This is a genomic window from Sedimentitalea sediminis (genome assembly GCF_042687825.1).
GTDB lineage: Bacteria > Pseudomonadota > Alphaproteobacteria > Rhodobacterales > Rhodobacteraceae > Sedimentitalea.
This window is the reverse complement of the sequence record NZ_JBHUQE010000003.1, coordinates 120163-136742: the sequence shown is the minus strand read 5'-3', so window position 1 is coordinate 136742 and position 16580 is coordinate 120163. Positions and strand designations below refer to the sequence as shown.

20 protein-coding genes, 1 tRNA gene and 3 pseudogenes are annotated in these 16580 nt (G+C 62.5%); 15 read left to right on the top strand and 9 right to left on the bottom strand.

The genetic code is table 11. The annotated features are described in order from the left end of the window. Positions 1-33 precede the first annotated feature (33 nt). Genes queC through queF form a run of 4 tightly spaced genes read left to right on the top strand, consistent with a single transcriptional unit; the run spans position 34 to position 2279 of the window. Positions 34-735, top strand: coding sequence for a 7-cyano-7-deazaguanine synthase QueC (gene queC / locus ACFMPD_RS03905; protein WP_380992005.1), 702 nt, complete (start codon positions 34-36; stop codon positions 733-735). Continuing rightward, entirely contained in the window at positions 735-1088 is a 354-nt protein-coding gene (queD, locus tag ACFMPD_RS03900) for a 6-carboxytetrahydropterin synthase QueD (RefSeq protein ID WP_380992003.1), read from the top strand. The genes queC and queD overlap by 1 nt, the downstream gene beginning before the upstream one ends. Further along, positions 1085-1792, top strand: coding sequence for a 7-carboxy-7-deazaguanine synthase QueE (gene queE / locus ACFMPD_RS03895; RefSeq protein WP_380992001.1), 708 nt, complete (start codon positions 1085-1087; stop codon positions 1790-1792). The genes queD and queE overlap by 4 nt, the downstream gene beginning before the upstream one ends. Positions 1793-1814: 22 nt before the next feature. Continuing rightward, positions 1815-2279 carry a preQ(1) synthase gene (gene queF / locus ACFMPD_RS03890; RefSeq protein ID WP_380991999.1) on the top strand — a complete coding sequence of 155 codons (465 nt, stop codon included), beginning with the start codon at positions 1815-1817 and terminating at the stop codon, positions 2277-2279. A gap of 67 nt (positions 2280-2346) precedes the next feature. Here queF and tnpA read toward each other — a convergent pair. From tnpA to ACFMPD_RS03870, 4 genes and pseudogenes are all read right to left on the bottom strand, one after another. Beyond that, a pseudogene (gene tnpA, locus ACFMPD_RS03885) lies at positions 2347-2660 on the bottom strand (IS200/IS605 family transposase); the annotation flags it as partial. Positions 2661-2773: 113 nt separating this feature from the next. Next, positions 2774-2998, bottom strand: coding sequence for a mercury resistance system transport protein MerF (gene merF, locus ACFMPD_RS03880; RefSeq protein ID WP_380991995.1), 225 nt, complete (start codon positions 2996-2998; stop codon positions 2774-2776). A 3-nt stretch (positions 2999-3001) separates the two neighbouring features. Then, the gene (locus ACFMPD_RS03875; RefSeq protein ID WP_380991993.1) at positions 3002-3283 is read right to left on the bottom strand and encodes a heavy-metal-associated domain-containing protein; all 282 of its coding nucleotides are present in this window, start codon (positions 3281-3283) and stop codon (positions 3002-3004) included. A 57-nt stretch (positions 3284-3340) separates the two neighbouring features. Then, positions 3341-4201: a helix-turn-helix domain-containing protein gene (locus ACFMPD_RS03870; RefSeq protein WP_380991991.1), complete on the bottom strand. Its 861-nt coding sequence runs from the start codon at positions 4199-4201 to the stop codon at positions 3341-3343. Positions 4202-4284: 83 nt separating this feature from the next. Here ACFMPD_RS03870 and ACFMPD_RS03865 point away from each other — a divergent pair, with 83 nt between their 5' ends. Genes ACFMPD_RS03865 through ACFMPD_RS03855 form a run of 3 tightly spaced genes read left to right on the top strand, consistent with a single transcriptional unit; the run spans position 4285 to position 6332 of the window. Next, positions 4285-4512: a DUF2061 domain-containing protein gene (locus ACFMPD_RS03865; protein ID WP_380991989.1), complete on the top strand. Its 228-nt coding sequence runs from the start codon at positions 4285-4287 to the stop codon at positions 4510-4512. Next, the gene (locus ACFMPD_RS03860; protein ID WP_380991987.1) at positions 4505-5410 is read left to right on the top strand and encodes a fatty acid desaturase; all 906 of its coding nucleotides are present in this window, start codon (positions 4505-4507) and stop codon (positions 5408-5410) included. The genes ACFMPD_RS03865 and ACFMPD_RS03860 overlap by 8 nt, the downstream gene beginning before the upstream one ends. A 19-nt stretch (positions 5411-5429) precedes the next feature. Continuing rightward, positions 5430-6332: an EamA family transporter gene (locus tag ACFMPD_RS03855; protein WP_380991985.1), complete on the top strand. Its 903-nt coding sequence runs from the start codon at positions 5430-5432 to the stop codon at positions 6330-6332. Positions 6333-6429: 97 nt separating this feature from the next. On the opposite strand, the gene ACFMPD_RS03850 is transcribed toward ACFMPD_RS03855, so the two are convergent. After that, a complete protein-coding gene (locus ACFMPD_RS03850; RefSeq protein ID WP_380991983.1) occupies positions 6430-7134 on the bottom strand; it encodes an NUDIX hydrolase in 705 nt (234 codons plus the stop codon). A 52-nt stretch (positions 7135-7186) separates the two neighbouring features. Then, positions 7187-7585: a DUF983 domain-containing protein gene (locus ACFMPD_RS03845; protein ID WP_380991981.1), complete on the bottom strand. Its 399-nt coding sequence runs from the start codon at positions 7583-7585 to the stop codon at positions 7187-7189. Positions 7586-7844: 259 nt separating this feature from the next. On the opposite strand from ACFMPD_RS03845, the gene ACFMPD_RS03840 reads away from it, so the two are divergent. From ACFMPD_RS03840 to ACFMPD_RS03805, 8 genes and pseudogenes are all read left to right on the top strand, one after another. Continuing rightward, positions 7845-8306, top strand: a complete 462-nt coding sequence (locus ACFMPD_RS03840; RefSeq protein ID WP_380991979.1) for an EF-hand domain-containing protein — start codon at positions 7845-7847, stop codon at positions 8304-8306. 49 nt (positions 8307-8355) lie between these two features. Continuing rightward, complete coding sequence (locus ACFMPD_RS03835; RefSeq protein WP_380991977.1) at positions 8356-8937, top strand: RNA polymerase sigma factor; 582 nt, start codon at positions 8356-8358, stop codon at positions 8935-8937. Continuing rightward, positions 8930-9301 (top strand): hypothetical protein, encoded by a 372-nt coding sequence (locus ACFMPD_RS03830; RefSeq protein ID WP_380991975.1) that lies wholly within the window; start codon positions 8930-8932, stop codon positions 9299-9301. The genes ACFMPD_RS03835 and ACFMPD_RS03830 overlap by 8 nt, the downstream gene beginning before the upstream one ends. Beyond that, complete coding sequence (locus tag ACFMPD_RS03825) at positions 9302-9856, top strand: hypothetical protein (protein WP_380991973.1); 555 nt, start codon at positions 9302-9304, stop codon at positions 9854-9856. 61 nt (positions 9857-9917) lie between these two features. Then, positions 9918-10177, top strand: a pseudogene (locus tag ACFMPD_RS03820) (ATP-binding protein); the annotation flags it as partial. Between the two features lie 583 nt (positions 10178-10760). Next, entirely contained in the window at positions 10761-12347 is a 1587-nt protein-coding gene (locus tag ACFMPD_RS03815) for an arylsulfatase (RefSeq protein ID WP_380992311.1), read from the top strand. Positions 12348-12445: 98 nt separating this feature from the next. Next, on the top strand, positions 12446-13423 hold the full coding sequence (locus ACFMPD_RS03810; protein WP_380991971.1) for an HAD family hydrolase: 978 nt from the start codon (positions 12446-12448) through the stop codon (positions 13421-13423). 57 nt (positions 13424-13480) lie between these two features. Then, positions 13481-15424: a cytochrome c3 family protein gene (locus tag ACFMPD_RS03805; protein ID WP_380991969.1), complete on the top strand. Its 1944-nt coding sequence runs from the start codon at positions 13481-13483 to the stop codon at positions 15422-15424. Between the two features lie 167 nt (positions 15425-15591). Here ACFMPD_RS03805 and ACFMPD_RS03800 read toward each other — a convergent pair. The 3 genes and pseudogenes from ACFMPD_RS03800 to ACFMPD_RS03790 all read right to left on the bottom strand — a co-directional run. Further along, positions 15592-15705, bottom strand: a pseudogene (locus ACFMPD_RS03800) (DDE-type integrase/transposase/recombinase); the annotation flags it as partial. A 187-nt stretch (positions 15706-15892) separates the two neighbouring features. Next, positions 15893-16156: a transposase gene (locus ACFMPD_RS03795; RefSeq protein WP_380991967.1), complete on the bottom strand. Its 264-nt coding sequence runs from the start codon at positions 16154-16156 to the stop codon at positions 15893-15895. 319 nt (positions 16157-16475) lie between these two features. Then, positions 16476-16565, bottom strand: a tRNA-Ser gene (locus tag ACFMPD_RS03790). Positions 16566-16580: the final 15 nt, after the last annotated feature.

The window sequence follows — 16580 nt, the reverse complement described above, 5'->3', positions numbered from 1 at the left end:
AGCCTACCCGGTTATCAAAACAAGGACTGTAAAATGAAAACCTTAGTCATCTGCTCGGGCGGACTGGATTCTGTGTCGCTGGCGCATCTGATCGCGCGGGACGGCAACCTGTCCGGTCTTGTTTCCTTCGATTACGGTCAACGCCACCGCAAGGAACTCGACTTTGCCGGCGCCTGCGCGGCCCGGCTGGATGTTCCGCACCACATTATCGACCTGCGCCCCGTAGGAGCGGCCCTGACCGGTTCGGCCCTGACCGACAACTTCGATGTGCCCGATGGCCACTACGCCGAAGACACCATGAAGATCACCGTGGTTCCGAACCGCAACGCGATCATGCTGACCATCGCCTATGGCATCGCTGCGGCGAACGGGGACGAGGCGGTGGCCACCGCCGTGCATGGCGGCGATCACTTCATCTATCCCGACTGCCGCCCCGCCTTTACCGAAGCGTTCGAGAGGATGCAGCGCGCAGCTCTCGATGGCTACGCGGATGTGGCTTTGACGACGCCGTTCGTGCACCGATCCAAGGCCGATATCGTGACCGAAGGCGCACGGGTCGACACCCCCTTTGCCGAAACCTGGTCCTGCTACAAGGGCGGCGATCATCACTGCGGGCGCTGCGGCACCTGTGTTGAGCGGCGCGAAGCCTTTGCTCTTGCGGGCATCGCCGATCCCACGATCTACGATGACCCGGACTTCTGGCGTGACGCCATCGCGGCCAAGGAAAGCGCCTGATGTACCGTATTACCAAGGAATTCCACTTCTCTGCGTCGCATCAACTGTCACATCTGCCATCCGACCACCAATGCGCTCGACTGCACGGGCACAACTACATCGTAGTGGTCGAACTGGCTTCTGCGGAACTGAATTCGGACGGGTTCGTCCGCGACTATCACGAGTTGAAACCGCTGAAGTCCTATATCGACGACACGTTCGACCATCGGCACCTGAACGAGGTGCTGAACGTGCATTCCACCGCCGAAAATATGGCCCGCCATTTCTTCGACTGGTGCAAGGCGCGCTGGCCCGAGACAGCAGCCGTGAAGATATCTGAAACATCGAAGACCTGGGCCGAGTACCGGCCATGAGCCTGCGTATCGCCGAGATTTTCGGGCCAACGATCCAGGGCGAAGGTGCCCTGATCGGGGAACCCACGGTTTTCATTCGCGCCGGCGGGTGTGATTACCGATGCAGCTGGTGCGACTCGATACATGCGGTAGACAGCGCCCATCGCCATGACTGGGCGGTCATGACGCCGCAGGCTGTCTGGGACGAAGTGCGAAAACTTTCCGGTGACCGCCCCCTGACCGTATCGATTTCAGGCGGAAATCCGGCGATTCAGGATTTTGCCCCAGTGATCGCCATGGGCAAGGCGGCAGGCTATCGCTTCGCCTGCGAAACGCAGGGCTCGATTGCCAGATCCTGGTTCGCCGATCTCGATACGCTGGTGCTGAGTCCCAAGCCGCCTTCAAGCGGAGAAATCGTGGACTGGGCGGCTTTCGAGACCTGCCTGACGACCGCTAAAAACTGCCCAAATGTGGTGATGAAGATCGTGATCTTTGACGACACCGACTATGCTTGGTCCCGCGCGGTCGCCGAAAACCACCCCCGGCTGCCACTGTTTCTGCAACCCGGCAATCCCGACGTGGATCCTGATCTGCCGGTGGACCTGCGAACCGCCACCGACCGGCTGCTTTGGCTGATCGAGAAAGTGACCGACGACGGCTGGTTCACCCCGCGGGTGCTGCCGCAATTGCATGTGCTGGTCTGGGGCAACAGACGCGGCGTCTGACGGGACAAACTGGAGGAATACGATGACCGACAGCATCTACAGCGATCTGAAACAGCTCGGCGGCGCCACGGTGATGCCGGCCAGCCCCGACGAGGCCGAGCTGGAGCGGGTACCGAATCCGCAGGCCGACACAGCCTACAACGTGCGTTTCACGGCACCGGAATTCACCTCGCTCTGTCCGATGACCGGCCAGCCGGATTTCGCGCATCTGGTGATCGACTACGTCCCCGGCGAATGGCTGGTCGAAAGCAAATCTCTGAAGCTTTTTCTCGGTTCCTTTCGCAATCACGGGGCATTCCATGAGGACTGCACCGTTTCGATAGGCCGGCGGCTGGTGGAGTTTCTGTCGCCCCAGTGGCTGCGGATCGGCGGATACTGGTATCCGCGCGGCGGCATCCCGATCGACGTTTTCTGGCAGACCGGACCGATGCCAGAAACCGTCTGGATCCCGGATCAGGGAGTGCCGCCCTATCGGGGACGGGGATAGGCTGACGGCCTGCAATAATGCTCAACCAAGTAGTCCTGGATGCCTCCCCCTGCCGGCTGAACCACGACCGGCTGGCGCCGGCAGGATCGGCGATGTGTTTTTCCAGGTATGAAGCACGATGTCTTGGGTAATTGCGCCGTTGGTCGTCGAGAACTCCCCCCGGCCCCAATAACGTCGGCCCCCGTAACGCTGGCGTAGCTGAGCGCATTCACGTTGGACCTTGTGGGAAGACCGCCGCTTCATCAGCCGCACCAGATCGCTCACCGCCAGCCCGGGCGGCACCGACACGAACATATGGACATGATCCGCCGATAGCACATCCCGAATGATGTCGTCTCCCTTCTCGCAGCAAACCTGCCCGCAGATGTCCCGGGCGCGCATGGGCCCCGTCATCGGCGGTGAGGGCTGCGGAAAATCCAGCCGATCCGGCACCGATCACCGCGATATCGCAGCGGTCTTTCTAATCCGGGAGTTGGCAGCAATCGTTCATGATTTCATTTCTTTTGCAGACAGGCCAATTGGGTGCGTCTGCGCCAGAGGGCGTCAAGCACGATCAGGATGAACACACCGAGCGCCGGCAGCAGAACCATGTCCATATAGCCCGCAACCGTCGAAAGACCGACGGCGCCGAAGAGGAAAACAAGGACCGGCGTGAAGCAGCAAAGGGCCGCGATCAGCGTGCCGATGACACCGACTTTCAGAAGCGATATGTCGCTCACCGGCTACGATCCGGAGGCGACAGGCGTGGCTTCATACCCCGCAGCGGCAGAGGCGACCCTGATGGTCCGAAGCGTGGCAACCTCGTCATCAAAGACAATCATCGCCGTGCGGGTTTCGGAATTTGCAGTCACTGATCTGACGCCGCTTATGGCCGCCTCGACGACAAATGGACAGCTGTCGCAATACATCCCGGGTACCGAGAACGGCACGGTCTGCTCGGCGGCAACGAGAGCGGCGGCGATCAAAAGGACAATCAAGGCTGACATGGGAGTTTTAAGCTTCATGGGATGTCCGGACACAGGCCAAGAAGCAAGGGGGGGCACGACTGGGGCGATCTAGTTTCAGGCGATGTCGCGGCGCAGACGGTGCAGGTGGTCGGGCAGGTCGCGCGCGGTCAGGTCGGCCTCGCGCACCAGCGTGTCGAAATGCCGGGAAAAGGTCTCGACCCGGTCGCGGTCGCGAAAGGCCATATAGTGGCCCCCGGCGTAGAACACGCAGAGCAGCGGACCAAAGATGGTCAGGGGTGCGCTGTACAGGCGCTGCGCGTTGTAGAGATACAGCCGCAGACGCGGATAGAGCTGGTCGCACAGTTCGATGAACCGGTCGATCTGTTCCAGCCGCAGCCGCAAGGGCAGCGTCTGATAATAGCCGGTGCCTTGCGCAAAACTGTGCAGTTCAAAGGCCGGCAGGGCAATCTCGTAGTCCGATTGGGCGTTGCGCATCCAGTGCAGCCGGTCCTCGGACGCACCGATGGCCTGATCCGCCGTGCGTCCCAGATGCGGCGCGTATTCCCATTCCAGCAGGGCGCGGGTTTTCAGCATGTCAGGCAGCGCGGCAGGCACGTGGCGGATCTTGTAGCCGGCGGCCTCGCGGTGCCAGTCAAAGATGCGCTGATCGACCAGCGCGCGGGGCGCTTCGGTCAGGCTGAGACTGCCGGCCAGCAGTTCGGCGGCACTTTCCGGACGATCGCTGAGACAGAGCAGCCAGTCTGCCGACACGCCCAGGGCGGCGGCGCAGGCGCCGACCACATGGGCATTGGGCAACCGTGCCCCGTCACCCTTGAGCAATTGCGAAATGGTCGAGCGATCGACCCCGACCTGACGCGCCAGGGCACTCTGACTGACCGTCTTCTGGGCCATGGCCCGGGCCAGACGGTTGCGGAATTGTTCGGCGCGGGTGCGTTTGTCGACTCTGTGCAGCATATGTTGATATATGTCACAGCTGCAGAGTTTTGTTAATCATATTCGGAATTTTCAGCAACACCTGGCCGAGCTAGGCCAAGGGCATGGCACACAAGAATAGGCAAGTCTCGGAGACGCGGCGGCGATCGCTGGTCAAGGCAGTGATCTGGAACGGGATCGGATTCGTGATCATGTCACTGGTGGGCGTTGCGGTGACCGGCTCGCCCACTGCGGGCGGTGGCATGGCGCTGATCAATACCGCGATCGGGCTGACGGGCTATGTTCTGTATGAACGGATCTGGGCGGGAATCCGTTGGGGGCGCCATGTCTGAATCGCGCCGGCCGGACCACCGTATCGAATGGATCACGCTGGCGGCCATCCTGGTCTGCTACGGGCTATGGGGGCTGGCGATGTTCCGGCTGGCGGCGGTGGCGCCGGTGACGGCGATCCTGGTCATCGGGGTGCTGATCGCCTTTCACGCCTCGCTGACGCATGAGGTGCTACACGGGCATCCGTTTCGCGACCGGCGCTGGAACGAGGTGACGATGCTGCTGCCGCTGAACCTGTGCATTCCCTATCGCCGATTTCGCGACCTGCATCTGGCGCATCACCGCGAGCCGATCCTGACCGATCCCTATGACGATCCGGAAAGCAACTATCTGGACCCGGCCGTCTGGGCGGCGATGCCGCGCTGGCGGCGCTGGCTCTTGCGCCTGAACAACACGCTATTGGGGCGCATCCTGCTGGGGCCGGCCCTCGGGCAGGCGCGGTTCTTTCACGACGAGTTGCAGGCCCTGCGGGCGGGCGGAGGGGCGGTCTGGCTGGCCTGGGGGCTGCATCTGCCCGGCGCGGCGGCGGTGCTGGCGCTGGTCGCCGTTTCTCCGATGCCGGTCTGGGCCTATCTGACCGCCGCCTATCTCGGGCTGGGGCTGCTCAAGATCCGCACCTTTCTGGAGCATCGCGCCCATGAAGACGCCCGCGCCCGTACGGTGATCATCGAAGACCGCGGCCCGCTTGCGCTGTTGTTTCTGAACAACAACCTGCATGTCGTGCATCACATGCACCCGACCGCGCCCTGGTACCGGTTGCCGGCGCTGTATCGTGCCCGGAAGGCGCAGTATCTGGCCCGCAACCTCGGCTATGCCTATCGCTCGTATGGCCAGATTTTCCGGCGCCATTTCTGGCGCGCCAAGGATCCGGTGCCGCATCCGCTCTGGCCAGAAGGGTGAATATGCGCCACTAGGGGGCATGAGCCTCTGGATACCGGTCACACTGGCCGCCGCCGCCTTTCAAACCCTGCGTTTCATGCTGCAAAAGAGCCTGAGCACGACGAAATTGTCGGCCGCGGGGGCGACATTTTCGCGCTTTTGCTATTCCGCGCCGCTGATCCTGGGATTTATGGCGCTGTACCTGGCGGTGACCGGGCGCGATCTTCCGTCCCTGGGGCCGGTCTTTTGGGGATTTGCCGCCATCGGCGGGCTGGCGCAGATTCTGGCGACGATCTGCGTGGTGGCGCTGTTCAAGCAGCGCAATTTCGCCGTTGGCATCACGTTCAAGAAGACCGAGGTGATCCAGACCGCGCTGGTCGGCTTTGTGATTCTGGGCGAAGGCGTCAGCGCGCTGGGTTTTGCCGCCATTCTGCTGGGTCTGGCAGCGGTGCTTTTGCTGGCCCGGGGGCCGAACGCGCAGGGGGCGTGGATCCGGCAGCTGGGCAACCGGGCTTCGGCGCTGGGGCTGGGTTCGGGGGTGCTGTTCGCCTTTTCCGCGGTCAGCTATCGAGGCGCATCGCTGGAAATAGCGGCGGCGGACCCGGTTCTGCGCGCCGGGGTGACGCTGGCCTGTGTGGTCTGCCTGCAAACACTGGCAATGGCGCTGTGGCTGGGCTGGCGCGACCGTGCCGAACTGCGCGCGGTCTGGGGCGCGCGCCGGGTCGCGGTCTGGGTCGGCCTGTTCAGCATGGCCGGTTCGTTCTGCTGGTTCCTGGCCTTTACCTTGCAGAACGCCGCCTATGTCAAGGCGCTGGGGCAGATCGAGCTGATCCTGAGTCTGTTGGCCTCGGTGCTGTTCTTTCGCGAAACCGTCAGCCTGCGCGAGATCGGCGGCATGGCGTTGTTGGGCCTGTCGATCCTGTTGCTGGTGCTGGCGATCTGACCCAAAGGCGCGCCTTGCGGCGCATATGAATCATTTGCGTTCAGGCCACGCGGGCCATGCAAGGCGCGCGCAACTCGGACGCCCTGCGGGTGACCCGTCAGTCGTGGTTGGGCATTGGATGTCCGCGCAGCCGCAGAAACAGGCTTTCTTCGTCGTCATTGCGGAAATAGGGCACGCTGACCGGCGGCGTCATGTCCGCGACGCGGGCTTCGACCTCGGCCAGCACGACTTCGGTGATAAAGGGCAGGTCGAAGTTGCGCGCCTCGCGCAGCTTGATCCACTGCAGATGCGAAAGCTCGTCGCAGGCATGGGTAAAATCGTCGAGATCGCCCTGGATGGCGTTGGCATCGACCAGAAAGAACCGCGCGTCAAAGCGCCTGGGCCGCCCGGGCGGTGTCAGGGCGCGAAATACGAATTGCAGGCTGTCGGCGGCGGGAAGATGCCCGGTGGCGGCAAAGCTGCGCCAGTCCGGCGGTACGTCGCGGTCAGGCCATGTTCCGGCCCGGCCCAGGATCAGGCCGGTTTCCTCCCAGAGTTCGCGGATCGCGGCAGCGGCCAGCGCGGTCTGCATGCCGGCCGGTGCCTGGTCGCCCAGGCGTTGGTGGCAGATATCCGGCAAGGGCGCCGCCAGCGGCACCCGGGCATCGGCCGGATCCACCGCGCCGCCCGGAAAGACGAACTTGTTGGGCATGAAGGCCGCCTTGGCGCCCCGCTGGCCCATCAGGATTGCGGGGTCGCTGAGGCGGTCGCGCAGGACGATCACCGTCGCGGCGTTCCGGATTGCGGTTTTATCCATGCTCATTCTGTCTCGTGCGCCTTTGACCGGACGGGTTGTCGGGGGGAATGCCCCCGAGTCAGAACCCGTGCATGTGCCGCGCCCATTGGAACCCAACAATGGCCCCCTTCATGCGCGGCAGAAGGTACAGCGACAGCCCGACGCAGCCAACCGCGAAGATAGTGAACAATGTCAGCGGTTCCGGCCGCCAGTTGATGAACACCAGCAGCAAGAGCGGCGCCATGACATGGCCGACGATGAGAATCGTCAGATAGGCCGGGCCGTCATCGGCCCGGTGGTGATGCAGTTCTTCGCGACATACCTTGCACCGGTCGTTGACCTTGAGGTAACTACTGAGCAAAGGCCCGCTGCCGCAGTGCGGACACTTGCCGCGCCATCCCCGGATCAGCGCGGGCCACACATCACGCGCGGCGTCTTCGCCGACATGCGGCGAATGTGAAATCGATTCGTCTGTCATTTTTTTCCTTGTCTCCCACCTCATAAATGGGCGCGATCCCGGGTGCGGAAAAGGGGGTAATGTGACATTGCGGCGCGATGTCGCGAATACGTGACAGGGGCCGGAAGCCCCGTGCAGACAGATTTCCGTACCGGCAACGATGCAAAGGATGGAAAAATAATCCGAGTCCGGAAAAAAATATCGACGGAACCGCGGGGATGCGACGTTTGCATTGTATGATCGACGGCACGGGGCCGTCGCGCAGAAGGAAACGCGAAAAATGAAAAACAGCATGTTCATCACGGCAATCGTGGCGTCGGCCATGTCGCTGACCGCGGTTGCGGCGCTGGCCATGGGGCCGGGCCGGATGTCCGGGCACCAGGCGTCGTTCCAGGACCTTGATGCGGATGGCAGCGGCGAGATTTCGCCGGAGGAGATGGCCGCCCATCGCGACGCGCGCTTTGCCAGCGCCGATTCCGATGGTGACGGCCTGCTCAGCCGCGCCGAACTGGAGGCGGCCGGTCAGCAACGCGTCGCCCAGCGCGTCGCACGTCTGATCGAGAAATTCGATGCCGACAAGGACGGAGCCCTGTCACGCGACGAGATGCCCAGCCCGCGACGGTCGGGCCGGATGTTCGATCAAATGGACAGCGACGGCAGCGGCGGCATCTCGCAAGAGGAATTCGACACGGTCGGGGCAGCCGGCAAGGGCCGCATGAAGCGCCACCACGGTAACTACTGAGTGTGCCCGGCGCGCCGCATAGCCGGGTTGCCGGCTCGGACCGGTGGCGATGACCGCCGGCCGGTCCGAACCGTCCGACGCCGCCCTGTTAGGTCTGTTCGCCAAGGGCGAGCCGGCGGCGGCGCGCCTGTTGACGCAACGCCTGGCGCCACGCGCTCATGGCGTGGCGCTGCGGGTACTGGGCGACCGGGCCGAGGCCGAGGATGTGGCGCAGGAGGCGATGATGCGACTGTGGCGCATGGCGCCCGACTGGCAGCCCGGAACGGCGCAGGTCAGCACCTGGCTCTATCGCGTGGTGCTGAACCTGTGTCTGGACATCAAGCGTCGCCGCAAACGCCGCGCGGCGCGGCTGGACGATGTGCCCGAACCGGCGGATCCGGCGCCCGGCATGCCCGAGCGCCTGCAGCAGGCGGCGCGGGCCGATGCCCTGCAGGCGGCGCTGATGCAGCTGCCCGAGCGGCAGCGTCAGGCCGTCGTGCTGCGCCATCTCGAGGACCTGTCCAATCCGCAGATCGCCGAGATCATGGAGATCAGCACCGAAGCGGTGGAGAGCCTGACCGCGCGAGGCAAACGGGCGCTGGGCCGGGCGCTGGCCGGGCAACGCAACGAACTGGGGTACAGCGATGACTGACGGCAATCGGAACGAGATCGATCTGGACGGCTTTTTCGATGCTGCCCGTCGCGAGACGGCACATCTGCCTGAGGGTCTGGCCGCACGTGTTCTCGCCGACGCGGCGCGCGTGCAGGACGCAACGCCGGCAGCGGCGCGTCAGGAAATCCGGATGCAATCGCGGCGGTCGGGGCGGTGGCGTCAACTGATGCAGATGCTGGGCGGCTGGCCCGCGATGGGGGGGTTGGTGACGGCCTGCGCAATCGGTATCTGGCTGGGGGTAGCGCCACCGCAGGCGCTGCCGGATCCGGCCGGGCTGCTGATATGGGAAACCGCTCTGTTTGGCGATGACAGCCTGATGCTGGCGATGGCGGAGGAGCGGTGAATGACCGAAACGGACAATAAATCGCCCGGACGGAACCGGCGCTGGATGCGCATTTTGCTGGTGCTGTCGCTGGCAGCGAACCTGCTGGTTGTGGGGCTGGTCGCCGGCGCAGTGTATCGATTTGGCGGCCCGGACGGGGTACGACGGCCGCCGCCGGCTCTGGGCGCGGCTCTGTACCGCGAATTGTCGCGCGAGGATCGCCGCGCTTTTCGCCGGGACATGCGGCAGCTGATGCCGGCGCTTGCGACCGCCCAAGCGGGCGGAAAAGGGAAGAATAACGAGAACCATCACCCGGTCGGGCATGGGATCGAGGGGGCCCAACTGGCGGCAGCGTTGCGTGCGGTCCCGTTTCAGCCCGACGCCGCGACATCGGTGCTCGAAGCCCATGCCCGGTCGCGCCGCGACTGGCAGGCCGCCGCGAATGCGGCCTGGCTGCGGCGGGTCAGCGCCATGAGCGATGCCGAGCGTGCCAGCTATGCGGCGCGTATCGAAGAGGCGCTGAGCCGTCCTGCACGAACGGACCGGCGGACGCACTGGCGCCGTTCGGACAACTGAGCCGGCGACCGAAATGCCAGCACGCCCGCAGAACCTGTGGGCCTGGCCGCTCGGTCTGCCGGTGGGCACCGGGGCATCAGGGAAAACCCAGCCCGCCGCCAGCATCGCCCGCGCCTGTATCCGGGCCGGACGCCGGGGCGGTTCTTCAACGTCGTCGATCTGGTCAGCAGGCTGGGTGCAAAAGCCGGTGCCGAACGGCAAGGCCGGACTGCGGATCTGATCTCCTGTCCGGACTTCCGGACCCTGGACGAACTCGGCTATTTGCCCTTCGCCCAGACTGGTGGCCAGCTTCTGTTCCGCCTGATCAGCAAGCTCTACGAACGATAATCGATCATTGTCACATCTACCAGCCGCAACTGCAGCTGCAGCGAAGTCGTGCTGGAAAGGCCAGCCCCGAGCGGTCATTCCGGCACGCCGGTCCCGATGAGGCCTTAAAGATAATCTTGGACAAGTGTTGGATCTCGGAAGGACATGGAGTCGGCGAAGATGCCGACCTTGAAATCCGGTTCTGCCTCCAGGACCTTTTCGGCGCGAGCCCGTGCACTCTCGAAGTTCCCCAGCCGACGACAAGGGCCGTCTTGGTTATCGGCACCTCGGCGGCGGGTCTGGCCGCATTAGTCAACGGCCAGACGATTACGGCACCCATTGGCGCGTCGGGCTGCAGGGCCAACATTCAAGAAGCATTTGACGAGAGGCAAATAGACTTAAACGAATGTGTTGCGCCATTCCCTCAACCTATGGATAAATGACCCTACTAAAATGCTTTGGGGGTGGCACTCTGGCAACCATGTTTCTCGCTTATTGCCTGTCTGCGGCCACCTCAAGTTTCAATATATCAAATGCGAGGGAGTTATCGATTATGGCAATAATGCATTTTGGCCGGGCCGTCGGGGCCGGCATCCTGATGGTGAGCATTGGAGGGGCGCCAGCGCTTGCCCAGGAAGGCAGCGCGAGCGAAAAACCGAACATTCTCGTTATTTGGGGCGACGACATCGGCCAGTCCAATATCTCCGCATACACAATGGGGCTGATGGGCTATCAAACCCCGAATATCGACCGGGTTGCCAAAGAGGGAATGATCTTTACCGACTATTACGGCGAACAATCCTGCACGGCTGGCCGGTCGTCCTTTATCATGGGCCAGTCGGTCTTCCGCACCGGTCTGTCCAAGGTCGGGCTGCCCGGCGCCGAGGAAGGCATGCAGGTCGAAGACCCGACCATTGCAGGCCTCCTCAAGGCCGAAGGCTATGCCACCGGGCAATTCGGCAAGAACCACCTGGGTGACCGGGATGAACACCTCCCGACGAACCACGGTTTCGACGTGTTCTTCGGCAATCTCTACCATCTGAATGCTGAGGAAGAGCCGGAGAATGAAGATTACCCGCGGGACATGGTCCTGGCGGACGGCACAACGTTTCTCGAACGCTTCGGTCCGCGCGGTGTTCTGAACGTGACCGCGACCTACGGCGAGACTGAAATCACCCAGAATATCGAGGATACCGGCGCGCTGACGCAGAAGCGGATGGAGGTCGTTGACGACGAGACATCGGATGCAGCGATCGCCTGGATGGAGGAGCAGACCGCCTCCGGGACTCCGTGGTTCCTGTGGTGGAGCGGAACGCGGATGCATTTCCGCACCCATGTCAGCGACGAGAACCGCGCGCTTGCCGATGAAAAGTACAATGGAGAACGGGCTGACGAATACACGGCGGGCATGATCGAACACGACATGGATATCGGCAAGTTCCTCGACAAACTTGACGAACTTGGCATCGCCGATAATACCATCGTGTTCTATTCCACTGACAATGGCGTCCACATGAACACCTGGCCGGATGCCGGGATGACCCCGTTCTGGGGCGAGAAGAACACCCAGTGGGAAGGCGCCTGGCGGGTGCCCGCCATGGTCCGCTGGCCCGGCAATATCGCGCCGGGAACGATCTCGAATGAGATCGTGCATCACATGGACTGGCTGCCGACATTCCTGGCCGCCGCAGGCAACGTGACCGTTAAGGAAGATTTGCTGGAAGGCGTCACAGTTCCAGAGATGGCAGGCCGCGAATACCGCGTCCATCTCGACGGCTACAACCTCTTGCCTATGCTGAAGGGCGAGACGGACGAGAGCCCGCGCAAGGAGATCTTCTACTTTACCGATGACGGCGACCTCGCAGCGATCCGGCTCAACAACTGGAAGATCACCTTCCTGGAGCAAAAAGCCTGGGGGACCTTCCGGGCCTGGATGGAGCCGCTGACACCACTGCGCGTGCCGCTGATCTTCAACCTGCGCCGAGACCCGTATGAACGCGGCTACCGGACGTCGAACACCTATTACGACTGGCTGCTCGACCGAGCCTTCATGCTGGTGCCGGCCCAAACCTATGTCGCGCAGTTCCTAGAGACCTTCAAGGAATACCCGCCACGGCAGGAGGCGGCTTCCTTCAGCCTCGACAAGGTGATGGAGAAGCTGACGCAGCCGGGCGGCGCGCAGTAGGCCAATCCCTGTTCGCCCCGGTGGAACTTCTCCGCCGGGGCGCGTATTCCGCCGGTCGCCCCGGCGTCCCCTTCCCTGCGCTTGCGGAGGTCTTCCCGATGCGTACTCTACTGGTTTCACTTCCATTTTCAATTCTGTTTGCGTCAGCTCTGCTGGCGGATCCTTTGCCGTCATGGACGGACACGGCCACCAAGGCCAGGATCATCGAATTTGTCGAACGCGTGACGGACCCTGAGTCACCTGACTATGTCACCCCGACCGCGCGCATCGCGGCTTTCGACAATGACGGCACACTCTGGGCTGAGCAGCCGGTCTATTTCCAGCTCCTGTTTGCCATCGACCGTCTAAAGGAGTTGGCTGCTGCCGACCCTGCGGTGCTCACGTCTGACGTGCTGAACGCCGCAGCCGAAGGGGACATGGAAACTGTGGCCGCCTCGGGAACCGAGGGGTTGCTGGAAATCGTCTCGGCCACCCACTCCGGGCTGACGGTAGACGAGTTCCAGACCGCTGTGCGCAGCTGGCTGGATACGGCTAGTCATTCCCGAACTGGCCGGGCCTATGACGAAATGCTCTATCAGCCCATGCTGGAGCTCTTGAGCTACTTGCGCGATGAAGGCTTCCGCACGTACATCGCCTCGGGCGGCGGCCTGCATTTCATCCGTGCGTTCTCGGAGCGCGCCTATAATATTCCGCCCGAACAGGTTATTGGCTCCATTGGCAACGGCAGCTATTCCGCCGAGGACGGGCCGCCGCGGGTGATGAAGGACCCGGGTATTTTCTTCATCGACGACAAGGCTGGCAAGCCGGTTGCTATTGAGGCCCGCATCGGGCGCCGGCCACTGATCGCGGTGGGAAATTCCGACGGAGATTTCCAGATGCTTGAATGGACCACTGCGGGGACCGGCGCACGGCTGGGCATCCTCCTGCACCACACCGATGGTGAACGCGAATACGCCTACGACCGTGATAGCCACATCGGGCAGCTTGTACGCGGGCTTGATGAAGCAGCCAGCCGCGGCTGGGTGGTAATCGACATGGCCGCTGATTGGGAGCGGGTCTGGCCCGGCGGTGAATGATGCCGCTGCGCAATCCAAGTGCGTGCACGACCCGGGAAACCTGAAGGCTCACCGAAAATGCAGATTGCAGTTCTGATCCTTCTTCTGCTGCTGGGCCTCCCCGCGATGGCCCAGAGCCTTGACGGTTACTTGGGGTCAGACAGCTGCTCCGGCTGTCACAAGGACAGTGCCGCCGGCTGGGCGGGATCGCATCACGCCCAGGCCTGGACACTGCCATCGCGGGAGACGGTCGCGGGTGATTTCAGCGGGACGGACTTTCACCATGACGGTGTGACCGCCCGGTTTCAGACCGGAGCGGAGGGCGGCTACTACATCGAGCTTACCGAAAAAGATGGATCACAGGCTGAATACCAAGTTCATTCGGTCGCAGGGATCGAACCGCTGCAGCAATACCTTCTCGAGACCGGACCGGGGCGGCTGCAGAGCTTCGACGTGGCCTGGGACACCGAACAGGAAAAGTGGTTCCACCTTTACCCGGACCAGGACCTGCCGCCCTCGGACGGTCTGCACTGGACGGGTCCTTACAAGACCTGGAACGCGCGCTGCGCCGAGTGCCACGCGACTGGCTTCAGCAAAGGCTACGATGCGCGCCGTTTCAGCTATGCGTCTACCCAGGTCGAAATGGGGGTCGGCTGCGAAGCCTGCCACGGACCGGGTGCGGACCATGTGGCTTGGGCCGAAGGATGGAAAACGACAAGAACGCCGCCGCCCGCAAACCATGGATTTCCTGTGGATTTCTCTGATTCTGTGCAGACGGTCGAACAATGCGCGACGTGCCATTCCAGACGCGAAACCAACCTGGACGGCAACCCGGCGCCGGGCACGCGCTATGATGATGCCTACGTGCTCGCGCTCCTGCGTCCAGGACTCTATTACGCTGATGGTCAGATCCAGGACGAGGTCTATGTCTACGGCTCCTTTCTGCAATCGAAGATGTATGCGCGGGGCGTGACCTGCCTGAACTGCCACAACGCACACAGCCTGGAACTGAAGGCAGAAGGCAATGGTCTTTGTTCCCAATGCCACAGCCCGGCGGGCAATCCGGACTTCCCTACACTTTCAGCAGCTGACTACGACAGCCCGGCGCATCACTTCCACCCAGAGGGCACAACAGCAGCAAAGTGCCAGTCCTGCCACATGCCGGAACGCGTATATATGGGTAACGACTGGCGCGCCGATCACTCCTTCCGGATTCCCCGGCCGGACCTTTCACAGGTGACCGGTGCGCCGGATGCCTGCACCGCCTGCCACGGCGACCGGGACGCAGCCTGGGCCGCAGCACAGATTTCCACTTGGTATCCGGACAGTAAAAACCGCGGTCAGCACTACGGGGAAGTGCTGGCGCGGGGGCGTGCCGATGCGGTTGCGACGGCCGGCGATTTGACCGCACTCGCGCAAGATACCAGCCAGCCCGGCATCGTGCGGGCAACTGCGCTCTGGCTTCTGGAGCAGTCAAACAGCCCGCAGGCGGCCACCGGGCTGACGGATCAGCTGCAGGACCCTGATCCTCTTGTCCGCGCAGCCGCGGCCTCTCTGCAGCGGCTTGCACCGCTCCAGGAAAGGAGCAAGCACCTGGCCGCCGCCTTTGCAGATCCTGCCCGCAATGTGCGCATGGCAGCCGCCCGCACAATGTTGGGTGGAGCAGCGAACTATCTGCAGAGAGAAACCGCTGCGGAACTTCAAGGCGCCATGGTGGAATGGCAGGATGCTATGACGAGCCGTCTCGATTTTCCTGAAACCCATCTCCAGCTTGGCGGCGTAGCGCTAACCATGCGCGACATGGGCATGGCCACTTCCGCTTTCCGCGAAGTGGTGCGGCTGGATCCGCAGCGGCTGGACGCATGGATGATGCTAGTCAGGATCACAGCGGCGACCCGGGGTCGCGATGCGGCCGCCACGGTTGTAGCAGAGGCACTGTCGGCCAATCCGGAACACCCTGAACTCTTGGCAGTACAGGCAGAGTTGGACGGAAAGCCTGCGTTGCCAACGGGCCAGCAATGACTGCCTGTTTCAGAGAACCTTTGAGCGGCCCCCCCCCGAAAATCGGACTTCGACATAAGCTACGATTTGCAGTCTGCTGATCTTAGACGAGAAGGCGATCAGAGATGTCGAAACGGGAGAACCAATCGGCAGAGTATAAGGCGAGGGTTGCGCTTGAGGCGCTCAAGGCTGCCCTTCCCAGACATCGACACCTTGAACCCATGTTGGCGCAGGATCTTCTGATAATCGTGCGAACCATATTGCGACCCACGATCTGTGTGATGGATGCAGCCTTTAGGCGGAGATAGCCGAACCGACGGCGTTCATTCGCCGGTTCACGCAACCGTTTTCGGAGCGCCATGTCATCCTGGGCCTGCTTGCGATATTGAAAGACAGACCTATGCAGGTCGGCCAGTTCACATGCCCGACGCTCAGACAGGCCATGCCGATCCATCACATCCGACACGGCCCGTCGCTTAACGTCAGGCGTCAGTCGTTTTTTGTCGCGAGATCCTTGAGCGCGGCGTTGTCCAACATGGCATCCGCCAGCATCCGTTTCAGACGATTGTTCTCATCTTCCAGCGCTCGCAGCTTCTGCGCATCCGACACGTTCATCCCGCCAAACTTGGCTTTGTATTTGTAGAACGTGGCATCGCTGATCCCGTATTTGCGGCACAACTCCTGAGCTTTAACCCCTGCCTCGAATTCCTTGGTCATTCCTATGAACTGTTCGTCGCCAAATCTGCGTTTCATAGTCCATCCTTTGCTTGGACGGATTACTAACATCCCAGTGGCCTGATTTCAGGGGGCTGGGTCAGCTGCCATCGAAGCCGTTCGGAACGCGCAATTGGGTTTTGGCGGAGTTCAAAAGCAAGCTACTGAAAAGTAACGGTAAAAGTAGACTGAACCGGAGCGAGCGAGGTCCGCCCAAACTGAGACTGAGGGCCATTCAGAGCCCAACTTTGGACTGGCGACGCGTCTATGAGGTTCGGTCGGTTCCTGCAAACCCCTTTGATAACACTGAAAAATCCGTGCCCATCAGGGCGGTGTCACTGGTTCGCAATGGGGATAATGGCGGGGAGACGGGGATTCGAACCCCGGGGACGCTCTCACGCCCAACGGTTTTCAAGACCGCCGCATTCGACCACTCTGCCACCTCCCCGCGCGGCCCCCGCGG